At 69.5% G+C, this 23,158-nt stretch carries 21 protein-coding genes; 6 read left to right on the top strand and 15 right to left on the bottom strand.

What is annotated here, in order from left to right; all coding sequences use genetic code 11:
- Positions 1–216 precede the first annotated feature (216 nt).
- The 6 genes from CDN99_RS13235 to CDN99_RS13210 form a co-directional block, all read right to left on the bottom strand.
- Positions 217–1,140 (bottom strand): M14 family metallopeptidase, encoded by a 924-nt coding sequence (locus tag CDN99_RS13235; protein ID WP_088385343.1) that lies wholly within the window; start codon positions 1,138–1,140, stop codon positions 217–219.
- Positions 1,137–2,381 (bottom strand): DEAD/DEAH box helicase, encoded by a 1,245-nt coding sequence (locus CDN99_RS13230; protein ID WP_088385342.1) that lies wholly within the window; start codon positions 2,379–2,381, stop codon positions 1,137–1,139. The genes CDN99_RS13235 and CDN99_RS13230 overlap by 4 nt, the downstream gene beginning before the upstream one ends.
- On the bottom strand, positions 2,378–3,718 hold the full coding sequence (gene dbpA / locus CDN99_RS13225) for an ATP-dependent RNA helicase DbpA (RefSeq protein ID WP_238139524.1): 1,341 nt from the start codon (positions 3,716–3,718) through the stop codon (positions 2,378–2,380). The genes CDN99_RS13230 and dbpA overlap by 4 nt, the downstream gene beginning before the upstream one ends.
- 150 nt (positions 3,719–3,868) lie before the next feature.
- Positions 3,869–4,411, bottom strand: a complete 543-nt coding sequence (locus CDN99_RS13220) for a cysteine hydrolase family protein (RefSeq protein WP_088385340.1) — start codon at positions 4,409–4,411, stop codon at positions 3,869–3,871.
- 84 nt (positions 4,412–4,495) lie between these two features.
- Complete coding sequence (locus tag CDN99_RS28990) at positions 4,496–5,344, bottom strand: hypothetical protein (protein WP_193531713.1); 849 nt, start codon at positions 5,342–5,344, stop codon at positions 4,496–4,498.
- Between the two features lie 47 nt (positions 5,345–5,391).
- A complete protein-coding gene (locus CDN99_RS13210; protein WP_088385339.1) occupies positions 5,392–5,754 on the bottom strand; it encodes a hypothetical protein in 363 nt (120 codons plus the stop codon).
- 906 nt (positions 5,755–6,660) lie between these two features.
- Here CDN99_RS13210 and CDN99_RS13205 point away from each other — a divergent pair.
- The 4 genes from CDN99_RS13205 (at position 6,661) to fdhD (ending at position 12,305) form a co-directional block, all read left to right on the top strand.
- A complete protein-coding gene (locus CDN99_RS13205) occupies positions 6,661–8,331 on the top strand; it encodes an OFA family MFS transporter (RefSeq protein ID WP_088385338.1) in 1,671 nt (556 codons plus the stop codon).
- A gap of 283 nt (positions 8,332–8,614) precedes the next feature.
- On the top strand, positions 8,615–10,972 hold the full coding sequence (locus tag CDN99_RS13200) for an FdhF/YdeP family oxidoreductase (RefSeq protein ID WP_088385337.1): 2,358 nt from the start codon (positions 8,615–8,617) through the stop codon (positions 10,970–10,972).
- A gap of 35 nt (positions 10,973–11,007) precedes the next feature.
- Positions 11,008–11,442, top strand: coding sequence for a hypothetical protein (locus tag CDN99_RS29290; RefSeq protein WP_238139509.1), 435 nt, complete (start codon positions 11,008–11,010; stop codon positions 11,440–11,442).
- Complete coding sequence (fdhD, locus tag CDN99_RS13190) at positions 11,439–12,305, top strand: formate dehydrogenase accessory sulfurtransferase FdhD (RefSeq protein ID WP_088385336.1); 867 nt, start codon at positions 11,439–11,441, stop codon at positions 12,303–12,305. Before CDN99_RS29290 ends, fdhD begins: the two co-directional genes overlap by 4 nt.
- A 94-nt stretch (positions 12,306–12,399) precedes the next feature.
- On the opposite strand, the gene CDN99_RS13185 is transcribed toward fdhD, so the two are convergent.
- The 7 genes from CDN99_RS13185 to CDN99_RS13155 form a co-directional block, all read right to left on the bottom strand.
- Entirely contained in the window at positions 12,400–13,053 is a 654-nt protein-coding gene (locus CDN99_RS13185) for a hypothetical protein (protein ID WP_088385335.1), read from the bottom strand.
- 126 nt (positions 13,054–13,179) lie between these two features.
- Positions 13,180–14,367 carry an ABC transporter permease gene (locus CDN99_RS13180; protein WP_088385334.1) on the bottom strand — a complete coding sequence of 396 codons (1,188 nt, stop codon included), beginning with the start codon at positions 14,365–14,367 and terminating at the stop codon, positions 13,180–13,182.
- Positions 14,364–15,491: an ABC transporter ATP-binding protein gene (locus tag CDN99_RS13175; RefSeq protein ID WP_088385333.1), complete on the bottom strand. Its 1,128-nt coding sequence runs from the start codon at positions 15,489–15,491 to the stop codon at positions 14,364–14,366. Before CDN99_RS13175 ends, CDN99_RS13180 begins: the two co-directional genes overlap by 4 nt.
- Positions 15,488–16,489: an HlyD family secretion protein gene (locus CDN99_RS13170; protein ID WP_088385332.1), complete on the bottom strand. Its 1,002-nt coding sequence runs from the start codon at positions 16,487–16,489 to the stop codon at positions 15,488–15,490. The genes CDN99_RS13175 and CDN99_RS13170 overlap by 4 nt, the downstream gene beginning before the upstream one ends.
- A gap of 121 nt (positions 16,490–16,610) precedes the next feature.
- Complete coding sequence (locus CDN99_RS13165) at positions 16,611–17,939, bottom strand: TRAP transporter large permease (RefSeq protein WP_088385331.1); 1,329 nt, start codon at positions 17,937–17,939, stop codon at positions 16,611–16,613.
- On the bottom strand, positions 17,936–18,598 hold the full coding sequence (locus CDN99_RS13160; protein WP_088385539.1) for a TRAP transporter small permease: 663 nt from the start codon (positions 18,596–18,598) through the stop codon (positions 17,936–17,938). Before CDN99_RS13160 ends, CDN99_RS13165 begins: the two co-directional genes overlap by 4 nt.
- Positions 18,599–18,719: 121 nt before the next feature.
- On the bottom strand, positions 18,720–19,754 hold the full coding sequence (locus CDN99_RS13155) for a TRAP transporter substrate-binding protein (protein ID WP_088385330.1): 1,035 nt from the start codon (positions 19,752–19,754) through the stop codon (positions 18,720–18,722).
- A 164-nt stretch (positions 19,755–19,918) separates the two neighbouring features.
- Here CDN99_RS13155 and CDN99_RS13150 point away from each other — a divergent pair, with 164 nt between their 5' ends.
- Complete coding sequence (locus CDN99_RS13150) at positions 19,919–21,877, top strand: sensor histidine kinase (RefSeq protein ID WP_088385329.1); 1,959 nt, start codon at positions 19,919–19,921, stop codon at positions 21,875–21,877.
- Positions 21,874–22,512 (top strand): response regulator transcription factor, encoded by a 639-nt coding sequence (locus tag CDN99_RS13145; RefSeq protein ID WP_088385328.1) that lies wholly within the window; start codon positions 21,874–21,876, stop codon positions 22,510–22,512. The genes CDN99_RS13150 and CDN99_RS13145 overlap by 4 nt, the downstream gene beginning before the upstream one ends.
- Here the strand turns inward: CDN99_RS13145 and CDN99_RS13140 are convergent.
- Entirely contained in the window at positions 22,506–22,799 is a 294-nt protein-coding gene (locus tag CDN99_RS13140; protein ID WP_088385327.1) for an addiction module antidote protein, read from the bottom strand. The two genes, CDN99_RS13145 and CDN99_RS13140, sit on opposite strands and share 7 nt — an antisense overlap.
- The gene (locus CDN99_RS13135; RefSeq protein WP_088385538.1) at positions 22,792–23,097 is read right to left on the bottom strand and encodes a type II toxin-antitoxin system RelE/ParE family toxin; all 306 of its coding nucleotides are present in this window, start codon (positions 23,095–23,097) and stop codon (positions 22,792–22,794) included. Before CDN99_RS13135 ends, CDN99_RS13140 begins: the two co-directional genes overlap by 8 nt.
- Between the last annotated feature and the right edge of the window lie 61 nt (positions 23,098–23,158).

The following is a 23,158-nucleotide window of genomic DNA, read 5'->3' as shown; positions in this document are numbered from 1 at the left end:
AGAGTTCCTTGTTAAACGTTCGATGTCATTCGGCCATCGCCGCGGCTCGAGCAGGCGCGACCAGGATCCGGACGATCTGATCGCGCCTGTCTTGTCGATGGCCCGTCGGCCCGCGGCGATCGACGGCACTCTACTACCGGTTTGAGGGAAGAGGCAGCCGTCGCTTGTCCGGGACCGCAGGTCCGGCGATGCGGCAAATGCGACAGGCGCGGCGCTTCAACCCGCGTGGTCGAGGGCGAAGTCCAGCGCCGCGCGGACCGCCTTCACTTGAGCGTCCACGCATTCCGTCGGATTGGTGCGGGGGCTGTCGGGATACACCTCGGTCGTCGTCGAGAACTTCGCGCCGGTGACGCCCGCGCACAGCCCCGCCTCCCGAACCGGAAACTCGATCACGCCGGGCGCGATCACCGGGAAGCCGATGATCCTTCCGTTGGCGTCGCCGGGGGCGATGTGGGTCACCTGCGCGACGGCCTTCACCACGGCCTCCTGGAAGTCGAGCCTCGAGGTCTCGCTGTTGCCGACCAGGTAGAACCCGTCGGGAATCACCTCGGGCTGGTGCGGCTTGCCGTCCCGGGAGGACCGGGCGGGGCCGAACTCGCTGGCGTCGGTGTCCGTCGTTTCGTGAAGGTCGATGTGCAGCAGGAACTGGCCGGAGAAGGGCGCCAGCAGCTCGATCAGCGCCACCGATTCCTTGGCCTCGCGATGCGCGCCGAAGTTCCGGTTGGGGTCGATCGCGTGGTAATTCCAGCGGCACGCCCGTTCATACGCCCACGGGCTGACGCAGGGCACCACCATCACGTTCACGCGGCCCGCGTACGCCGCGGCGTGGGCCTCGGCGAAGCGCAGGGCGCCCAGGACCCCACTGGTCTCGTAGCCGTGCACGCCGCCCGTGACCAGCGCCACCGGTAGCGCCGGGTTCCACGACGGACTCTTCAGCGCCAGCAAGGGATAGGTGTCGTCGCCGTCGCTCAGTTGTCCGTACCGGACGATCTCGAGGCGATCCGACAGGGCCTCGACCACTTCGACGACGTCGCTCAGGTAGCTCCTGGAACGCACCTGCCTGTCGCGCCAGGCTGTCCGTTCCGTCGTTCCCCACGGCACGCCAGGGGTGCCGATCGGATAGAAATGCGCTGTGCTCATGCTTGCTCCGGATGTGATGTGGCTGCCGCGCGCAGCTTGTCCTTCTTGCTGGGCCTTCTGCCCTTGATCCCGCCCGTGGCCGCCTCGGGCGGCGCCGTCTCGGTCGGCTCGTAGCCCGCGATGCGTTCGCGCGGCACGCGACGGCCCTGGCGCTTTTCGATCAGGCGGAAATGAGCCTCCGCGGCGGCGCCGATGAAGCTCACCGCCAGGCCCGTCGCGCCGGCCCGCGCCGTGCGTCCGATGCGGTGCACGTAGTCCACGGCCGAGCGCGGCAAGTCGTAGTTCACGACCACCGGCAGGTGCGCGATGTCGATGCCACGCGCGCCCAGGTCGGTGGCGACCAGCACTTGCAGCCTGCCCGCCTTGAAGTCCGCCAGCATGCGGGTGCGCGCGCCCTGGCTCGCGTCGCCATGGAAGGCCGCGGCCGCCAGGCCGCCCTTGCGCAGCTTGTCGGCGACGTGGTCGCAGGCATATCGCGTCGCGACGAAAACCAGGACGCGCGTCCAGTCGCCCTGCTCGATCATGTGGCGCAGCAGCGGTGTCCGCCGCGCGGGGTCGACCTCGACCGCGTGCTCTTCGATCTGTCCTTCGCCGACGGGTTCCTGCGCGATCTCGACGCGCACCGGGTCGCGCAGCAGTCGATCCGTCAGGGCCTGCACGGTGTCCGGGAAGGTCGCCGAGAACAGGAGGTTCTGCCGGCGCGCGGGCAGCAACGCCAGCACGCGCGACAGCTCGTCGGCGAAGCCGCCGTCCAGCAGGCGGTCGGCCTCGTCCAGCACCAGGCAACCGACGTCGGACAGCTTCAGCGCGTTTTGGGCGACCACGTCCAGCAGGCGGCCCGGCGTTGCGATGACGACTTCGGCTCCGCCGCGCAAGGCCATCATCTGCGGATTGATCGACACGCCGCCGTAGAGGACCGACAGCTTCACCGGCTCGGCGAAGAACTGGCCGAGCTGGCGCATCGTCTCGCCGACCTGCATCGCGAGCTCGCGCGTGGGCACCAGGATGAGCGCCTGGGTCCGTCGCAACGCGGGGCGGGGGCGGGATTCGATCCGCTGCAGCACGGGGATGACGAACGCCGCCGTCTTGCCGGAGCCGGTCGCTGCGGAACCCAGCAGGTCTCGACCCGCCAGGGCGGCCGGGATGGCGGCGGCCTGGATGGGCGTGGGTAGGTCGTAGCCCAGTTCTTCGACGGCGCGCGAGAGGCTGGGCGACAGTCCGAGGGAAACGAACGCATTCACAGCAGGCGCACCTTCACCGACTTGCCCTTCACCTTGCCCGCGTTCAAGCCGCGCAGCGCCTGGTCGGCGATGCCGCGCTCGACGGCGACGTAGGTCGAGAACTCATTGACGTTGATCTTGCCGATCTGGGCGCCGTCGAAGCCGAGGTCCTTGGTCAAGGCCCCCAGCACGTCGCCCGGGCGGATCTTTTCCTTGCGACCGCCGAGGATCTGCAGCGTCGCCATCGGCGGATGTAGCGGCTCAGCGCCGGCGGTGGCGGTGAGCTCGGCGAGCGGATGCCAGACGCTGGTGCTGCCCTGCATCACGTCGATGCGGCCCACGCGGCCCATTTCGTCCATGCTGGCGAGGCTGAAGGCCCAGCCGTCGCCGTCGGCGCGGCCGGTGCGGCCGACGCGATGGGTGTGGACTTCGGCATCGGGCGTGATGTCGACGTTGATCACGGCCTCCAGTTGCGCGATGTCCAGCCCGCGCGCGGCCACGTCGGTCGCCACCAGCACACTGCAGCTGCGGTTGGCGAATTGCACCAGCACCTGGTCCCGATCGCGTTGATCGAGGTCGCCATGCAGCTCCAGCGCGACGATGCCCTGCGCCTGCAGCACGGCTACGAGGTCGCGGCATTGCTGCTTGGTATTGCAGAACGCCAGCGTGCTGGCGGGGCGGAAGTGATTCAGCAGCAGGCCGACGGCATGCAGCCGCTCGCTCTCGGTCACTTCGTAGAAGCGCTGGCGGATCTTGCTGGCGGCATGACGCTCGGTGAGCGTGACCTCCTTCGGATCGCGCATGAAGCGCCCGGCCAGTGCCGCCACGCCTTCAGGATACGTGGCCGAGAACAGCAGCGTCTGACGTGTCTTCGGGCAGGCCTTGATCACCTGCGCGATGTCTTCGGCGAAACCCATGTCGAGCATGCGATCGGCCTCATCGAGCACCAGGGTGTTCAGCGCCTCCAGCGACAGCGTCTCGCGCTGCAGGTGGTCCAGGATGCGGCCGGGCGTGCCGACGACGATGTGCGCGCCGTGGGCCAGGCTCGCCAGCTGCGTGCGGATCGGGACGCCGCCGCACAGCGTCAGCGTCTTGATGTTGTCCTCGGCGCGGGCCAGCCGACGGATCTCCTGCGTCACCTGATCGGCGAGCTCGCGCGTCGGACACAGCACCAGCGCCTGCACCGCGAAGCGGCGCGGATTCAGGTTGGCCAGCAACGGCAGCGTGAACGCTGCGGTCTTGCCGCTGCCGGTCTTGGCCTGCGCGATCAGGTCCCGGCCGGCCAGCGCCAGCGGCAGGCTGGCGGCCTGGATGGGGGTCATCGACACATAGCCGAGCTGGGCCAGATTGGCCAGCATCGGGGGCGGCAGCGGCAGGCTGTCGAAGGAAGAAGAAGGGCTCGCCGGCGACGACGGCGATGACGCCTGGGCGGCGGAGGGATCGGTGCGGGTCATGCGCGATTGTCCGCTGCAATTGGGCAGGCGGTGAAATGCGCGCTGGCTCGCTGCTCAACCCCCCAATCGGATCTCCGACGCCTTCTTCGCCGCCATCGCCGGCCCGAAGCCGCTGAGGTTACGCAGGATCAGCGTGTGGTGGTCGATGATCTGCCGCGCGGTGAGGTCGCCGCTGGCGAGCGTCGAATGCGCGTCCTCGACCAGCGTCACCGCGTAGCCGGCGCTGAGCGCGCGGCGCGTGGTCGTGTCGACGCAGAAGTCGCTCTGCAGGCCGCAGATCACCAGGTGGTCGGCGCCGACGGACTTCAACGCCGCGTCCAGATCGGTCCGGTGGAACGAGTCGGGCGAAGCCTTGAACACGCGGCGGTCGTCAGGTCGCGCGTGGAGGCGGTCGTCGAGCTGCCAGGCTTCGCCGCCGCGGCGCATCGGCTCCCAGTGCTCTTCCTCGTGCTGGACGAAGACGATCGGCGCGCCGGTCTCGCGCGCCTGCGTGATCAGGCCGTTGATCTGGCCGATCACGGCGTCGATGTCGTGGCAGGCGTACTCGCCAACGCAGAGCGCGCGCTGGACGTCGATGATGAGCAGGGCAGTCGTCATGGCGGAACGGCTTCGCGGAAGTGGGAAGCGGCCAGCATAGCCGCCGCCTCCCGCGGGGAGCCACTCGTCACAGGACCCGGGCGATCAAGTCGTCGGACCGGCCTTGGCGTGTTTCATCTGCTCACCGAAAACCTGCTCCATGGACTTCTTCTCCGGCAGCACGTAGACGATGCCGCCGCGCTGGCCGAAGTTGGGCCACAGCGTGTTCTCGAAGAACTTCACCGGCATGTTGATGCAGCCGAAACTGATCCGGTTGTCCTTGGGCGTCGGCGAGGCGAGGCGTTCCAGCCGGCGCTCGGCCGGGTTGGTGACGCGCACGCGATGCATGGAAACGGCGGCGTCGTAGTCGACCCACAGCACGTCCTCATGCAACGCGTTCTTGCCGGGTTGAGCCACGAAGCGGCCGGCGGGCGTGGTGCGCTCGGACGGGCGGACCTCGGCGATCGGACGCAGGCCGATGCCCGCGACGCTGTCGTCGCCGGCCGCGTAGCCGAGCAGCACCGGCGTCGACGCGATCAGCTTGCCGTCGGGCCGGAACACCAGCACCTGGGCCAGGCGCTTGTCGAGGATCGCGAACGGTCGCCCGCCGTGATCCCAGCCCGCCATCACCCACTGGGCGAGTTGGCGGGCCTGCTTGGAAGCCTTGGTCTTGCCGAAGTCGGCCGTCCCGGTCCGCGGCACTGGCGCGGGGGCTTGGGCGACCGGCTTGACCGGTTGGAAGGAGTGATGGGCCATGACCGGCGCTGGCGCCGGCCGCAACTGCTTCATCAGGAAGGTCGCCGCCGGCCAGGCCAGCAGCGCGCCGGCCAGGCCCAGCGCCAGCCCTTGGGCGGCCCATCCGGCGCGCTCCCGGAGGTGCTCGGGCATCCAGTGCAGCGCCGGTTTCGGCGGCGGTGGATCGCCGAGGTGATACCCCGAGGAGGCGCGCAACATGATGGACTTTCAGGCGATGGCGGGGCTTGGCGGCTGACGCTCACCGCTTAGTTGCGGTCGGCGCGCGGGGCCGGGGTGCCGGCGCTGGTCGGCTCGGTCGGCAGCGGGTCTTGCTGCGCGGCCGGCTGCTGCGTCTGCCACTGGTCACTGGACTGCGGCTGAACTTGCTGCGACTGTGCTTCGGACTGGGTCTGCGACTGGGCGGCGCTCGATGCCTGATCGGCCGGGGTCATGGTCGGGTCGGCGGGCTGCTGCATCGGATCCGTCTGCGTGGACGGGTATTGCTGCTGGGCCGATTGCGTCTGCGTTGCATCGGGCGTGTTCTCGACTTGCGCGTAGGCCAGGCCCAGCACGCTGGCGAAGGCGGTCAGGGCAACGGCACCGGTGATGAGGGATTTGGTCGGGTTCATCTGTCTCTCCTTAGGGCTTGAAGGGCCGATCGGTGGAGATCGGTTAGGAGCAACTTTGGACGCTCGGACGGCCGATGTGCGTGAGCAGATGTCGCAAGGTCGTGTAGGACAAGCGGTAGGTTTCAGGCTGATACAAACGACTCGCGTCGATGGGCAAAGGGCGCGCCCGTCGCCCGTCGCGCGACATCCGGGCTCCGATCCTCATGGCCTCCGGCGCCCGCGAATGCCGATGAACACGGCCAAGGCATCGATCACGCGATACGACGGCGGGCAAGAAAAAGCCGGACGACCCCGAAGGGCGGTCCGGCGAAGAGGGCGCTGATGGACGCCCTCGGAGATGCGGTCGATCGGTCGCGCCAAGTTGGCGGTCGCCGAACAATAGGCATTCACCCGAGGCGCATAAACATCGGCTGCTGGAATGCATCGTTGTGTGCGTCGCAACAATCCGCGGCGCTTCGCCCAAGAGCGAGCGACCAGGCGCCGCCATCCCCGCTGCTCCCTCTGAAGAACCGAGCTCACGCCATCAAGACAGCGATGCGGCGAGGGCGTCCGTCGCCCGAATGCCGCCCGATGGTGCGTGAACCGCCCGCACCGCCGCATGACGCCGGCTGTCGGATCCGTGCGATAGATGTCCGCCCGCGACGCAGGGTTGTCAGTGAATGTCAATGACTTGCGTCAACATCGCGCCCGCTGCGAGCAGCCGTCACTAAGCATTTCCAGCCGTAACCGGTGAGCAAGTCCTCACGGTCGGCTGGACGGTGCCCGGACCGGGCGGGGTTGCACCCCTATCGGCCGGCGTGACGAGCCGCAAAGATCGCAGCCGACCGGAAGGCGGAAGGAGGGTTCCGACCCCGGTCGATGCATAAGAGTGCCGCGTGCGGCCCATCCATCTTTTCAGGAGAACCCATGTCTACTGTGCTGACCGATTCGACCGCCGTCTCCGGCGGGTCGAGCTGGCTGGACAAGGAGCGCACGATCGCGGCGCCCGGTTTCAACCGCTGGCTGGTGCCGCCGAGCGCGCTGGCCATTCACTTGTGCATCGGGATGGCCTACGGCTTCTCGGTGTTCTGGCTGCCGCTGTCCAAGATGCTGCAGACCGCCGGCACCGGCGCCGCGTGCGGCAAGGACGTGGGCTTCTTCGCCCAGCTGTTCACCACGGAATGCGATTGGAGCGTCGCGACGCTCGGCTGGATGTACACGCTGTTCTTCGTGTTCCTGGGCTGCTCCGCCGCGATCTGGGGCGGTTGGCTCGAACGCGCCGGCCCCCGCAAGGCCGGCCTGGTGTCGGCCGTGTGCTGGTGCGGCGGCATGCTGCTGTCGGCCGTGGGCATCCACACCCACCAGTTCTGGCTGATGATCCTGGGCTCCGGCGTGATCGGCGGCATCGGCCTGGGCCTGGGCTACATCTCGCCCGTGTCGACGCTGATCAAGTGGTTCCCGGACCGCCGCGGCATGGCCACCGGCATGGCCATCATGGGCTTCGGCGGCGGCGCGATGATCGGCTCCCCGCTGGCGGTCGAGCTGATGAAGCGCTTCGGCACGCCGACCGACGCGGGCGTGATGCACACCTTCGTCGCGATGGCGCTGGTGTACTTCGTGTTCATGGTCGCCGGCGCGCTGGGCTACCGCGTGCCGCCCACCGGCTGGAAGCCCGAGGGCTGGACGCCGCCCGCGGCGCAGGTCAAGAACACCATGATCACGCAGCGCCATGTGCACGTGAAGAAGGTCTGGGGCATCCCGCAGTTCTGGCTGGTGTGGATCGTGTTGTGCATGAACGTGTCCGCCGGCATCGGCGTGATCGGCATGGCCAGCCCGATGCTGCAGGAGATCTTCGGCGGCTCGCTGATCGGCGTGGAAGCCAGGTTCGCCGACCTGGACAAGACCCAGCTGGCCGCGATCGCCGCGATCGCGGGCGGCTTCACCGCGTTGCTGAGCCTGTTCAACATCGGTGGCCGCTTCGTCTGGGCCTCGCTGTCCGACAAACTGGGCCGCAAGGCGACGTACACGGTGTTCTTCGTGCTGGGCGGCCTGCTGTACGCCAGCCTGCCCAGCAGCGCCGCCGCGGGCCACAAGCTGGCCTTCGTGGGCGCGGTCTGCATCATCCTGTCGATGTACGGCGGCGGCTTCGCCACCGTGCCCGCCTACCTGGGCGACCTCTTCGGCACGCAGATGGTGGGCGCGATCCACGGCCGCCTGCTGACCGCGTGGGCCACCGCCGGCATCCTGGGCCCCATCGTCGTGAACTACATGCGCGACTACCAGCTCGGCCTGGGCATCCCGCGCGAGCAGGTCTACAACCAGACGATGTACATCCTGGTGGGCATGCTGGTCATCGGCCTGATCGCCAACCTGGCCATCCGCCCGATCGCCGCGAAGCACTTCATGAGCGACGCCGAACTGGCCGCCGAGAAGAAGCTGGCCCACGAGCGCGCCGCCGCGGCCGAGGTCGGCAGCGGCCCCGGCGCCGGCAAGGCGACGCCCGTCGCGCTGGTGTTCCTGGCCTGGCTGGCCGTCGGCATCCCGCTGGCCTGGGGCATCTATCGCACGCTGGTGAGCGCGGCGAAGTTCTTCTCTTGACCCTGGCCGTGCGGCGCCGCACGGCAGCGCCGATACTGTGAAACGCGATGGCAGGCTGCGGTCTGCCATTGCTCCTTGACGAGCGGCGGACGGTGTCCGACGCTGCGTCCGGGCGAGAGACCGGCCTCGGCCCGTCTCTCCTTCTTTCTGACGAGCGGCAGGCCGCGGCCTGCCGCTCCTTCCCAGCGAGGGGCGGACCGCGTGACGGACCGTCTCGAGCCGGCCCGCCATTCCCGAGGAGGGGGGTGGATGGGCTGGTGGCCCGTTCATACCGGGGGTACAGATGAGCGAACAGAAGATCCATTTCTACAAGGGCCCGGCCGGCGGCTGGGGCGCGCTGAAGAGCGTCGCCAAGCACCTGCAGCAGCAGGGCGTCGCCATGAAGGGCGCCCGGACGCTGCTGTCGGCCAACCAGCCCGACGGCTTCGATTGCCCCGGCTGCGCCTGGCCGGACCGGGATCACCGCTCCACCTTCGAGTTCTGCGAGAACGGCGCCAAGGCCATCGCCGCCGAGGCCACCTCGCATCGCGCCACCGCGCAGGTGCTGGGCGGACACACCGTCAGCGAGCTGGCGGAGTGGTCCGACTTCGACCTCGAGAACCTGGGCCGCATCACCGAGCCGCTGGTCTACGACCGCGCCACCGACCGCTACACCCCGATCGCCTGGGACGACGCCTTCGAGCTGATCGCCGCGCGGCTGAACGCGCTGAAGGACCCCAACGAGGCGATGTTCTATACCTCGGGACGCGCCAGCAACGAGGCCGCGTTCCTTTACCAGCTGTTCGTGCGGGAGTTCGGCACCAACAACTTCCCCGACTGCTCCAACATGTGCCACGAGCCCAGCGGCCAGGGCCTGAAACCGACCATCGGCATCGGCAAGGGCACGGTGACGCTGCACGACTTCGAGCAGGCGGACGCGATCTTCATCTTCGGCCAGAACCCGGGCACGAATCACCCGCGCATGCTGGGCGAGTTGCGCGAGGCGTCCAAGCGCGGCTGCAAGATCGTCAGCTTCAACCCGCTGCGCGAGCGCGGCCTGGAGCGCTTTGCCGATCCGCAGGACAAGATGGAGATGGCGACGCTGGGCAGCACGCCCATCTCGACCAACTACTTCCAGCTGCGCATCGGCGGCGACATGGCCGTCATGAAGGCCTTGTGCAAGCGCGTCTTCGAGCTCGACGACGCGGCCGTCGCCGCGGGCGGCGAGCGGGTGCTCGATCTGGCCTTCATCGCCGAGCACACGCATGGGATCGATGAATTCGAGGCCAGCATCCGCGCCGAATCCTGGGAGGCGCTGGAGGCCGAGTCCGGCCTGTCGCAGGAGCAGCTGTGCGCCGCCGGCGACCTCTACGCCCAGGCCGGGCGCGTGATCATCTGCTGGGGCATGGGCATCACCCAGCACCAGCATTCGGTGGCGACCATCCAGCACATCGCCGCGCTGCTGATGCTGCGCGGCAACCTGGGCCGCGAAGGAGCGGGCGCCTGCCCGGTGCGCGGCCATTCCAACGTGCAGGGCGACCGCACGATGGGCATCTACGAGAAGCCGCCCAAGACGCTGCTGGATCGCCTGGGCCAGGTCTTCGGCTTCGAGCCGCCGCGCGAGAACGGCTACGGCACGGTCGAGTCCATCCAGGCGATGCTGGACGGCAAGGGCAAGATCTTCTTCGCGTTGGGGGGCAACTTCGCCTCGGCGACGCCGGACACCGTGGCGACCTGGAAGGCGCTGCGCTCCACCGACCTGACGGTGCACGTCACCACCAAGTTCAACCGCAGCCACACCATCCACGGCAAGGAAGCGCTGGTGCTGCCCTGCCTGGGGCGCACCGAGATCGACATGCAGGCCACCGGCCCGCAGGGCGTGACGGTGGAAGACTCGATGAGCATGGTCCACCTCTCCAGCGGCATGAACGCGCCGGCCTCGGAGCACCTGCTGTCGGAGCCCGCCATCGTCGCCCGCCTGGCCGCCGCCACGCTCAAGGGCCGCAGCAAGACGCCCTGGTTGTGGCTGGTGGAGGACTACGCGCGCATCCGCGACAAGATCGAAGAGGTCTTCGACGACTTCAAGGGCTTCAACGAGAAGATCAAGACGCCCGGTGGCTTTCGCCTGCGCAACACCGCGTCGGAGCGGGTCTGGAACACGCCCACCGGCAAGGCCAACTTCATCGCCCATGCGCTGCCGACGGACACGCCGTTCCACCTGGCGCAGGCGCGTGCCCGCGAGCACAAGACCGTCGTCTTCAACCTGGCGACGGTGCGCTCGCACGACCAGTACAACACGACGATCTACGGCATGGACGACCGCTACCGCGGCGTCTGGGGCCATCGCCGCGTGGTGTTCATCCACCGCGAGGACCTGAAGGCCATCGGCATGAAGGCCGGCCAGTGGGTCGACATCACCAGCGTCTACAGCGACGGCGACACGCGCCGCGCCGAGAAGTTCGTGCTGATCGAGTACGACATCCCGCGCGGCTGCCTGGCCAGCTACTTCCCGGAGACGAACGCGCTGGTGCCGCTGAGCAGCGTGTCCATCGGCGCCGGTACGCCGACGTCCAAGTCCATCCCGGTGGTGCTGACGCTGCGTCCGCAGGACGAGGCGCTGCCGCAGGAGCAGACGCGGTCGATCGCAGGCGCGGACGCCTGATCGGACCCGACACGAGCTCGCGGTCAGGAGCCCCCATGGACAGCGCCCGCGACCCCGTCGCCGCCCATCCGGGCGAGGCTCCGTCGGACGAGATGCGTCCGGACGCCGCGGGGCCGCGCCGCGTGGCGCCTGACGAGGCGGCGCGGGGTGACGGGGGGCATGGCGAAGCGGTCCACGACGGCACGGCCCAGGACGACGCGCCACTGGACGATCAGGCGGCGGCGCAGGCACGGCTGGCCCTGGAAACGCTCGCGGAGCTGGACGCCGGCAACGGCGTCTCGCTGCCGCGGCTGGCCAAGCGCACGGGGTTGCGCGTCAGCGTGCTGTTGAGGCTCTACACGCTGATGAGCGATGCGCGCGTTGGCGCGGAAGCCGGACCCGGCTGGGCGCGGCTGCATGTCGACGAGGACGGTCGCTGGATCGCCCACATCACGCCGGCCGGTCGCGGCGATCCGGAGGATTCCGAATGACGGCGTGTGAATTGCCGCGCTCCGGCGCCCAGGGCGTCCACGATGCCGACGCCGAGGCCGATGGACCGCTGCCCGCCGCGCTCGTCGCGGTGCGGCCCCAGCGGCTCGGCGCCGCGCGCGCGGCCGAGGAGGAATGGGTTGCCGAGGAAGTGCCGATCGCCCTCGAGTACAACGGCCTGTCGCACGCGGTGATGCTGGCGACGCCGCTGGACCTGGAGGACTTCGCGCTGGGCTTTTCGTTGACCGAGGGCCTGCTGGCTTCGGCGGAGGATCTGCTGGACGTCGAGGTGAGGGCGCGGCCCAACGGCGTCGCGCTGCAGCTGCGCGTCACCGCGCGCTGCGAGGCGCTGCTGAAGGAGCGTCGCCGCAGCATGGCCGGACGCACGGGCTGCGGCTTGTGCGGCACGGACAATCTGGATCAGGTTTTCCGCCCGCCGTCGAGGCCGGTGCCGCCGCTGCCGGCGGCGCTCTCCGCGCCGCAGGCGCTGGTGCCGGCGCTGTCCCGCGCGATGCGCGAGCTGGCCGCCGCGCAGCCCTTGCAGCAACGCACCGGCGGCATTCATGCCGCGGCCTGGTGCCGGCCCGACGGCGAGGTGATCATGGTCCGGGAGGACGTCGGCCGGCACAACGCGCTGGACAAGCTGATCGGCGCGCTGGCCAAGGCCGGCATCGACACGTCGCAGGGTTTCGCGGCGGTGACCAGCCGGGCGAGCTTCGAGATGGTCCAGAAGGCGGCGCTCGCCGGCATGCCCTTGCTGGCGGCCGTGTCGGCGCCGACGCATCTGGCCATCCGCACGGCGACCGCGTGCGGGCTGGCGCTCGCGGGCTTCGTCCGCGAGGGGCGGGCGACGCGTTACGCGTGAGGCGCGAGCGCCGACGCGGCGCTCGCCACGATCGGCATGACGACGGCAACGGCGGAGGCCAGGGGTGTTGCCGGTGCCGTCGCCGTCCTCGAACTCAGAACTTGCACGCCATGCCCAACTGGGCGCTGATGTCGATCGACGTCGAGCCGTCGCTCTTGCGATTGAGCTTCGACGGCATGCGGAAGCGCGCCGCGCAGTCGGTGGCGTCCAGACCCAGGCCGCGCAGCATCTGCTTGGGCCCGTCCATGCCGACGCTGACTGCATGATGCGCGCGGCGTGGCGGGCCGATGGGCGCGCCCTCGCGCGGCAACTCGATCACCTGGATGTTGGGGCCGGTGCGCAGCGCGGTACCCTCCGACGCACCGGTCGAGCCGCTCGCGCGCCAGGGCTGGAGCCGGGCCCGCAACGCGGCGACGGAGGCCTTCAAGGCCAGCGGTGAGCGTGTCGACGCGGGCTCGTTCGCGCCCAGGCCGGCGATCGTGCCGATGCCGGCGCTCCCGGCGGCATCGAGCGGCGCGGCGGGCGCGGCCGCCGCAGGAGCGACGCTGGCCGGCATCGCGCCTGGCGCCTGCGAGCCGAGTGCCGCGACCGCCACGTCGCGCACCGGCGCGTCGCTGCCGGGCAAGGACGACTGCGCCGTGGCGCAGGACAGGCTCAGGCTCATCAGCAGTGCCGCGCCGCCGTGGGGCCACCGAGGATCCGCGCGGCGACGAGGCCGCGCGGGCCGGTCCTGGCGATGATGTTCCATGCGGTCCTCCCACTCCTGCGCACTGCGAATCAAGATGCGCGCGGGTACTGAAGGACCGCTGAAGCGGCGCTGAAGGTCGGCTGAAGATCGGGTCCGGACTTTCCCGCGCCCCCGGCCGGGCGCGCCTCAGTCCAGCGTCTGCCGATACCGCATCAGCGCGATGGTTCCGGCGATCAGCAGGAACAGCAGCATCGGCCACAGCTCCGGCACCAGTTGCTGGAGGCCGTTGCCCTTGAGCATGATGCCCCGCACGATGCGCAGGAAATGCGTCAGCGGCAACGCCTCGCCGATCATCTGCGCCCAGCGCGGCATGCCGCGGAACGGGAACATGAAACCGGACAGCAGCATCGACGGCAGGAAGAAGAAGAACGTCGCCTGCAGCGCCTGCAACTGGTTCTTCGCCAGCGTGGAGAAGGTGAAGCCGACGGCCAGGTTGGCCAGCATGAACACGCCGATCATCGCCAGCAGCAGCGTGAAGCTGCCCGCCATCGGGATCTGGAACAGCAGCGCGGCGGCCAGCAGGATCACGCCCAGCTGCACGTAACCGAGCACGATGTAAGGCAGGATCTTGCCCACCATCACCTCCAGCGGCCGCACCGGCGTGGCCAGCAGGTTCTCCATCGTGCCGCGCTCGCGCTCGCGCGTCATCGCCAGGCCGGTGAGCATCACCATCGTCATCGTCAGGATGGTGCCGATCAGGCCCGGCACGATGTTGTAGCGGGACAGGCCCTCGGGGTTGTAGCGACGATGGATGCGCCATTCGAAGGGCATGCCCGCGCTCGCGCCCGATGCCGCGGAGGCATTCGACGGCGAAAGCGCGCCGCCCGCGCCCGCCGGCATCAGCGGGCCGACCAGGTCGCGCCGCAGCGCCTGCGCGCCCAGCTGCGCCAGCGCCGCCAGCGCGTTGCTCGATGCCGAGGGATCGGTCGCGTCGACGCTCACCAGCACCGGGGGCTGTTCGCCGCGCACGACGCGGCGACTGAAGTCCGGCGGGATCACGATCAGGAACTGCACCTCGCCGTCCTCGACCAGCGCGTCGCCTTCGCGCTCCGACGCCGGCCGGGCCTGGATCCGGAAGTAACCGCTCTGCTCCAGCGCGGCGACCAGGCTGCGCGCCATCGGCCCGCCGTCCTGCGTCACGACGGCGGTGGGCAGGCCCTTCGGGTCGGTGTTGATGGCGTAGCCGAAGAGCAGCAACTGCAGGATGGGCACGCCCACCGCCATCGCGAAGGTCGGCCGGTCGCGCAGCATCTGCTGCACCTCCTTGATGAAGATCGCCAGCACACGAGCCAGGCTGAAGCGGCGACCGGTCATGGCGGAGGCCCCGAGGAGGAGGACCTGGCGGACGAGGCGGGGGCCGACGGCGCCGATGACCTGCCTGGCGCGGCGCCGGGACCTGAGCCCGAGCCGGAGCCTGAGCCTGAGCCGGAGCCGGAGCCGGAGCCGGAGCCGGAGCCGGAGGTGCCGGTCGAGCCCGTCGCGGGCGGCCGCTTCGGTGCGTCGTCGAAGTTGTCCGGGCTCTGGCTGATCAGGCTGATGAAGACGTCTTCCAGGTTGGCCTCGGCGCGTTCCCAGCGCAGGCCGGGCGCGGACTTCCATCGCGCGATCGCCTGATCGAGCGCGGCCTCGTCCTGCCCCGCCACGTGCAGGCTGTTGCCGAAGGCCGCGACGCTGAGCACGCCGGGTGCGCCGTTCAGCGCGATGGACAGCTCGGTCAGGCGTTGCGGATCGTCGGCGTGCAGCGCCCAGACGGTCAGGGCCGCCTGGTCGATGATCTCCCGCTGCGTGCCGCGCGCCAGGAGCTTGCCGTAGGCGATGTAGGCGAGCTCGTGGCAGCGCTCGGCCTCGTCCATGTAATGGGTCGACACCAGCACCGTGATGCCGTCCGCGGCCAGGCGGTGGATCTCGTCCCAGAAGTCGCGCCGCGCCTTCGGATCGACGCCGGCCGTCGGCTCGTCGAGCAGCAGCAGCCGGGGGGCGTGCAGCAGGCAGGCGGCCAGGGCCAGGCGTTGCTTCCAGCCGCCCGACAGCGCGCCGGCCAACTGGTCCTGGCGGGACTTCAGGCCCAGCCGCTCCAGCGCCTCGTCGACGCGCCGCGGCCGGTCGTCCAGCTCGAACAGCCGCGCGATGAAGTCCAGGTTCTGCCGGATCGACAGGTCCTCGTAGAGCCCGAAGCGCTGCGTCATGTAGCCGACCTGGCGCTTGATCTCGGCGGCCTGCCGGCGCATGTCCAGACCCAGGCAGGTGCCTTCGCCCTCGTCCGGCGTCAGCAGGCCGCAGAGCATGCGGATCGTCGTCGTCTTGCCGCTGCCGTTGGGGCCCAGGAAGCCGCAGATGCGGCCACGGCCGATGCGCAGGTCGACGTGGTCGACGACGGTCCGCTGCCCGTAGCGCTTGGTCAGGCCGCGGACGTCGACGGCGAGGTCATCGGCGCTCATGAGCGCGACGCGGCGGAGGCCGATGCCGGCGCGGCACCATCGGGCCGCACCTCCAGCGGTTGCCCGGGATGGAGCCGCAACGCATCGGCCGCGTCGGGCCTCGCCTCCACCAGAAACACCAGCCGGCTGCGCTGGCTGTTGGAGTAGATGACCGGCGGCGTGTACTCGGGCTGCGGCGAGATATAGGAGATGCGCGCCGCGATCGGCGCGCCGCAGCCGTCGCAGCTCAGCCGCACGGCCTGACCCTGGCGCAGCGATCCGAGCGCCGGCTCCGGGACGTAGAAGCGCGCCTTGCGCTGCGACGGCGGCAGCAGCGACACGACCGGCTGGCCAGCGTTGACGTACTCGCCGACGCGATAGAACGTGTCGTTGACCAGGCCCGCGGCGGGCGCCGTCTGGCGCGTCTGCGATTCCAGCCAGCGCTGCTGGTCGAGCGCCGCGGAGGCCGCCTCGGCGTTCGCGCGCGCGGCCGCTTGCGCGTCGACGCGCGACGGCAGCGCCGACACGCGCAGCGACGCTTCGAGTTCGTGGACCCGCTGCCGCGCCGCCGCGGCGGCGGTGCGGGCATCGTCGAGCTGCGACGCGGAGATGAACCCCTGTCCGATCAACTGCTGCTGCCGCGCCAGCTCGGTGTCCGCCAGCGCCGACTGGGAGCGCGCCTGCGCCAGCTGGGCGCGAGCCACGGCGATCTCGTCGGGGCGGTGGCCCTTGGTGCTGTCGGCGGCTTCGGCCCGCGCGGCGGCCAGGCGCGCATCGGCCTCGGCCCGGGCGGCGCGGGTCAGCTCGACATCGATGCTGAACAGCGGCGCCCCCGCCACGATCGTGTCCCCGCGCTGCACGCGCAGTTCCATCAACCGGCCGGCGACCGGCGCCGCCACGTAGACGGGATCGCCTTCCGCGTAGCCGGACCAGGCGTCCGGCGGGTCGTCGCCGCAGGCGCTCAGCAGCAACGGGGCGACCAGCAGGGCCAGCAGGGACGACGGCGCGATCCTCGGCATCGGATGGGTCTCCGTGGAAGGGGTCCGGTGATTATTGCCCCGCGGTCGCAAGTCGGCCCACATGGCAAAAAGCCCCGGCGCTCGCGCGCTCGGGGCTTTCGTCGTCAGCGCGGGCGCGGCGTCAGACCACCAGTCCCAGCGCCCGGGGCAAGGCCAGCGACAGGCCCGGCCAGTAGGTCACCACCAACAGGAAGCCGAGCATCGTCAACAGCCACGGCCAGACGGCCACGGTCAGCTCGGTGATCCCCATCTTCGTGATCCCCGAGGCGACGTACAGGTTCAGCCCCACCGGCGGATGGCACAGGCCCACCTCCATGTTCACGGCCATCAGGATGCCCAGGTGCACCGGGTCCACGCCCAGCTTGGCGGCGACCGGGTACAGGATGGGCGCCATGATCAGCACGATCGCGGACGGGTCCATGAAGTTGCCCGCGCCCAGCAGGATCAGGTTGACCAGCAGCAGGAAGACCACCACGCCGAAGCCCTGCGACGTCATCCACGCGGCCATCGTCTGCGGGATCTGCTCGGACGCCATCAGGAAGCTGAACAGCACCGCGTTGGTGATGATGTACAGCAGCATCGAGCTCATCGCCGCCGCCTTCAGCAGCACCTTGGGCACGTCGCGCAGCCGCATGTCCTTGTAGACGAAGACGGCGATCACGAAGGCGTACACGGCGGCCACCGCGGCGGCCTCGGTCGGCGTGAACTTGCCGCTGTAGATGCCGCCGATCACGACGACGATCAGCATCAGGCCCCAGAAGCTTTCGCGGAAGGCCTTGAAGCGCTCGCCCCAGGTGGCGCGTTCCATGCGCGGGTAGTTGCGCTTCTTGGCGCGATGCCAGGTCGTCAGGCCCAGCAACACCGACAGGCACACGCCCGGCACCACGCCGGCCATGAACAGCTGGCCGACGGAGGCGGTGCCCACCACCTCGCCGTGCGGCCCGGTGGCCGACATGCCGGCCGTCGCGATCGAGAACATCACCAGGTTGATCGACGGCGGGAACAGGATGCCCAGCGCCCCCGACGTCGTGATCACCCCGGCGCCGAATTCCTTCGGGTAGCCCTGCTTGGTCATCGCAGGCAGGATGATCGAGCCGACCGCGACCACCGTCGCCACCGACGAGCCCGAGATCGCCGCGAACATCGCGCAGGCCAGCACGCCCGCCAGGCCCAGGCCGCCGTACCAATGGCCGATCATGGTCGTGGCGAAGTGGATGATCCGTCTGGCCACCCCCCCGTGCGTGAGGAAGTTGCCGGCCAGGATGAAGAACGGCACGGCCATGATCTCGAACTTCTCGATGCCGGTGAACAGCTTGAGCGCGACCGATTCGATCGGCACGTTCGTCATCGTGAAGAGGTAGGTCAGGACCGTCAGGCCCAGCGAGATCGAGATCGGCATGCCGGTGAGCATCAGCACCACCAGCAGCGAGAAGATGATCAGCGTGTTCATGCGCGGCCTCCGTTGGACGGGTCACGGGCGGTCTTGGCGGCTTCCTCGGCGGTCTTGGCCGAGGCCACGGCGGCGACGTCGTCCTCGATGCCCTCGACATGGCCGTGGTCCGCGTGCGGCGCCTCGCCGGTGCGGATGAAGTGCCAGCACACCTGCAGGAAACGGAAGCACATCAGGTACGAGCCCAGCGGCACGCAGGAGTAGGCGATCCAGGTCGGGATCTCCAGGTCCGGCGAGGTGGGACCCTCGTAGAGATCGGGGTTGTCGATGCCCAGCGCGTGGGTGAAGGCGTAGTGCGCGCCGTTCTCCCAGACGAAGGTGGCGCCCAGTGTGCCGACGGTGGCGGTGAACAGCGCGCCCGCGAGCAGGCTGAAGATCACCAGGTACTTCGCCTTCTCGGGCGGCAGCTTGCGCACCAGCACGTCCACGCCCACGTGGGTGCCGGCGCGCACGCCGTAGGCCGCGCCGAACTTGGCCATCCACACGAACATGTAGATGCACAGCTCCTGCGCCCAACTGACGTCGATGCGGATGACGTAGTCCTGCAGCCCCGGCACGCCGGCCAGGAAGCGGTGCAGCACCGCCAGCGCGATCACCAGCGTGGCGGTGCCCATGAGGAAGCCGATCAGGCCTTCCTCCAATCGATCCAGCCATCTCAGCGACATGGCGGTCTCCTTCGGACAAAGAAAATGCCGCACCGCCGGAAGACGGCGCGGCATGGAATCGCCACCGGGCGGGCCGGCGGCGGATCAGGACTCGGGGGAGGGGCGCGCGGGGCGCTTACTTGGTCGGCGGGACGAAGCCGGCGGCCTTGTAGGCGGCCTCGACCGTCGCCTTGCCGACGCGGCTTTCCATCTCCTTGTGGACCGGCATCAGGGCCAGCTTCCACTCGTTCACCTCGGCCGGGGTCAGCGTGTAGACGGTGGTCTTGCCGCTGGCCTTGATCTTCTCCATGGCCTGCGTGTTCTCGGTCGCGGCGATGGCGTTGGCGTAGACGGTGGCGTCCTTGACGCTGCTGTCCACCACGGCCTTGAGGTCGGCCGGCAGACCGTCGTAGAACTTCTTGTTGATGATCAGCGCGTAGGCCAGGTGGCCGTGGTTGCTGACCGTCGTGTGCTTCTGCACCTCGTAGGTCTTCTGGGTGTAGAAGTTGGACGGCACGCCCTCGGTGCCGTCGACGACGCCCGACTGCAGCGCCTGGTACAGCTCGGAGAACGCCATCACCTGCGGGATCGCGCCCAGCGCGCGCATCTGCGCGTCCAGCACCTTGGAGCTCTGGATGCGCATCTTCAGGCCCTTGAAGTCCGCCACGTGGTGCAGCGGCTTGTTGGCGCTCATGATGTGGAAGCCGTTGTCCCAGAAGGCCAGGCCCTTGATGCCCTTGGGCTCCAGCTTCTTGAACAGCTCCAGCCCCAGCGTGCCGGTGGTGTTGCGGAAGGCGGCGTCGTCCTTGAACAGGAAGGGCAGGTCGAAGACCTCGAACTCCTTCACGCCCAGCGGGCCGAACTTGGCCAGCGACGGAGCCAGCATCTGGACCGAGCCCAGCTGCAGCGCCTCCAGCTCCTCCTTGTCCTTGTAGAGCTGGCTGTTGGGGTAGACCTCGACCTTCAGGCGGCCCTTGCTGCGCTCCTCGGCCAGCTCCTTGAAGCGCTGCGCGCCCTTGCCCTTGGGGGTGTCGGGGGCGACGACGTGGCTGAGCTTGATGACGATCGGCGCCTGCGCGAAGGCGGCGCCGGTCAGGCCCAGTCCGGCCACGGCGAGCGCGGCGGAAAGAAGCAGGCGGCGGGGGACAAGGCCGGAGGGGCGGACGGACATGACGGTCTCCTGATGTGTTCTTGACGGTCCCGGGACGGGTGGGAAGGTCTGGGCGCGATTGTGGAAACGCGGCCTGCCGGCAACCAGTTGTGGATTGCCACATTGGGGAAAAACGAAATGCCGGCGCCTGGCCGCGTGCTCGGCCCAGCGCCTAGACTGCCGGCATGGCCGTGCCTCGCCGTCTCCTTCAATCCTTGCGCCGCGCCAGCTGGTCGCTGCCGCTGCTGCTGGCGCTGGCCTTCGCCGCGTCGGTCGGCGGCTGGCTGCGCTACAGCGATCTGCAGGACCTGGAGGAGGAGCGGCTGACGCTGATCGCCGACTCGCTGACGCTGGAAGCGCGCATCTCCGATTGGCTCAACGCCGAGCATGCCGCGGTCGATCGGCTGGCCCGGCAACTGCCGGGGCAGGTCGACGACAACGCGCTGCTGCGCCAGGTCGCCGTGACCGAGGGGCTGCGCCGCCTGTGGGTCAGCGTGACCGTGCTGGACGACAACAACCGCGTGCTGGCGCATGTGCCGCAGCAGACGCCGCAGGCGATGGCGCCGCCCAAGGAGCGCACCGGCGTGAGCCTGGACGAGGGCGGCGTGACCGCGCACTGGAGCTCCGCGCGGCCGCAGGGCGGCCGGCTGGTGGTGCGCTTCGCGCCGAGCGCCTTGCTGCGGCAGACGCTGCCGTGGTGGCTGGCGCAGAAGTACGACGTGCGCCTGGTCGACGCGCTCGGCCAGCGCCTGGCGCAGACCGGCGACGCGTTGGCGTTGCCCGGCACGCAGAGCTATCGCGTCAGCGTCGATCCAGCGATGCGCGAGACCTGGCTGGAGCTCAACACCCGGAATCGCCACCGGCCCTGGTGGCACACGCTGGCGGCGGCGCTGATGGGCGTGTTCATCCTGCTGTCGGCGCTGGCCAGCGGCATGCTGCGGCGGCAGATGCGCGAGGTGCGGCGCGCCGAAGGCGAGGCGCGCACCGAGGCGGCCTGGCGCCGCGCGGTCGAGGATTCGTTGACCGTGGGTCTGCGCGGGCGCGACCTGGACGGGCGCCTGACGCATGTGAACCGGGCCTTCTGCGACCTCGTCGGCTACGGCGCGGAGGAGCTGCTGGGCCAGTTGCCGCCGATGCCCTACTGGCTGCCCGACGAGATGGAAGACAGCCTGCGCCGCCACCGCCGCAACATGGCCGGGGGCGCGCCGCGCGAAGGCTACGAGGCGCGCTGGATGCATCGCGACGGGCACGTGCTGGACGTCATGATCTTCGAGGCGCCGCTGGTCGACTCGCAGGGGCAGCAGATCGGCTGGATGGGCTCGATCGTCGACATCAGCGCGCGCAAGCTGGACGAGGAGCGCGAACGCCGCCGCACCGAGGCGCTCGCGCACCAGGCCCGGCTGAGCACGCTGGGCGAGGTGGCGTCGGCGCTGGCGCATCAGCTGAACCAGCCGCTGGCGGCGATCGCCGGCTACAACGCGGGGGCGATCCGCTCGCTGGAGCGCGCCGGGCAGGCCGACGAGATCGTGATGGAAGCGCTGCGCCGCCTCGGCGAGCAGGCGATGGAGGCGGGCCGCATCGTGCAGCGCATCCGCGCCTTCCTGACGCGCCGCGCGCCGCAGCCCGAGCGATGCGCGGTGCCGGACCTGGTGGCGCGGGTGCTGGCGCTGCTCAAGCGCGACCTGCGCGGCGTGCGGGTCGAGGTGACGATGCCGCCGGACCTGCCCGAGGTGCAGGCCGACGCGGTGCTGATCGAGCAGGTGCTGATCAACCTGATCCGCAACGCGCTCGACGAGCTGCAGCATCGGCCCGATTCGCAGCTGCGCATCGCGGCGCTGCGCGTGGGCGAGCGCTTCGTGCGGGTCGATGTGGACGACAACGGGCCGGGGCTGCAGGGGCGTGGCATCGATCAGCTGACGACCGCGTTCTATTCGACCAAGTCCGACGGCATGGGCATGGGGCTGGCGATCTGCCGGTCGGTGATCGAGGCACACCATGGCGGCATGGAGGCCGGGGTGGGCGCGCTCGGCGGCGCGCGGATGAGCTTCACGCTGCCGCTGTGCGCGGCGGGTCAGCGGAACTGCGAAAGCGACGTCCCCGGCGACGGCCTTCGCCTCACGGAAAACAAGGAGCGTGCGCGATGAGCGACCCACAAGCGACGGTCCACCTGGTGGACGACGAGGCGGCGGTGCGGGACGCGCTGGCCTTCCTGATGCGCTCGCACGGGCTGCGCGTGGAGGCGCACGCCAGCGGGCCCGAGCTCTTCGACGCGCTGGACGCGACGATTGAGCCGCACGGCTGCATCGTGCTGGACGTGCGCATGGAGCCGCTGTCCGGGCTGCAGGTACACGACGAACTGATCGCCCGCGGCGTGCCGATGCCGGTGATCTTCCTGAGCGGCCACGGGGACATCCCGATGGCCGTCGACGCGATGCAGAAGGGCGCGGTGGACTTCGTCGAGAAGCCGTTCAACGATCAGGCGCTGGTGAACAAGGTGCAGCGCGCGCTGGCGATGGACGTGCACCGCCAGCGCGAGGCCCGTGCCCACGCCGACGCGGCGGGCCGCGTGGCGAGCCTCACCGACCGCGAGCGCGAGGTCGCGTTGCTGGTGGCGGCCGGCAAGCTGAACAAGCAAGTCGCCGATGAACTGGGCATCGCGATCCGCACGGTGGAAGTCCATCGCGCGCGCGCGTTCACCAAGCTCGGCCTGCGCTCGGCGGCGGAACTGGCGACGCTGCTGGAGCGGTTCGAGTTGAAGGGGGAGAAGGAGGATCAGTGAGCCGTTACCGGCCGTGTTGTCAGTTCGATACCGACGGCATTCAGAACCGCGAGAAGCGTCTTCAGCGTCGGGTTCCCGCTTGCACTGCAGGACCTATAGAGATGTTCTCGTGAAAGCCCGGTCTGCTCAGCCACCACCTTCATGCCTTTGGCGCGAGCGACAACGCCCAGCGCATGAGCAACATAGGCGGCATCGTTGGTCTTGAGGGCTTCGTCCAGGTAGATCGCGATCTCTTCTTCTGACGAGAGCATCTCGGCAGGATCGAAGGTAGAGAACTTGTCAGCCATCTTGAGAGCTCCACTGTTGTGCCAGTCGCGCTGCGTTCCTGATGTCCGCAGATTGCGTGCCTTTGTCGCCTGCACAGAGCAGGACGACGAGCGAGTCGCCGCGCCGTTGGAAGTAGACGCGGTAACCCGGCCCGTAGTGGATCCGCAGCTCGCTGATACCCTCGCCGACGGCCTTCATGTCGCCGAAATGACCGAAGGCCATGCGATCAATTCGTGAGGTGATCAGCGCGCGTGCTCGTTGATCGCGTAGACGCGACCACCATTGCATGAACGAGGATGAGCGGATGATGCGGAGCACCACATGACTGTAGTTTATACGCTACCAGTCAGTGATGGCACAAGAGTGCTCCGCCTCCTTG

The organism is Roseateles aquatilis (assembly GCF_002205645.1).
Lineage (GTDB): Bacteria > Pseudomonadota > Gammaproteobacteria > Burkholderiales > Burkholderiaceae_C > Roseateles > Roseateles aquatilis.
Note: the sequence above shows the minus strand (reverse complement) of the source record. Positions and strands in the feature narration are given on the sequence as shown.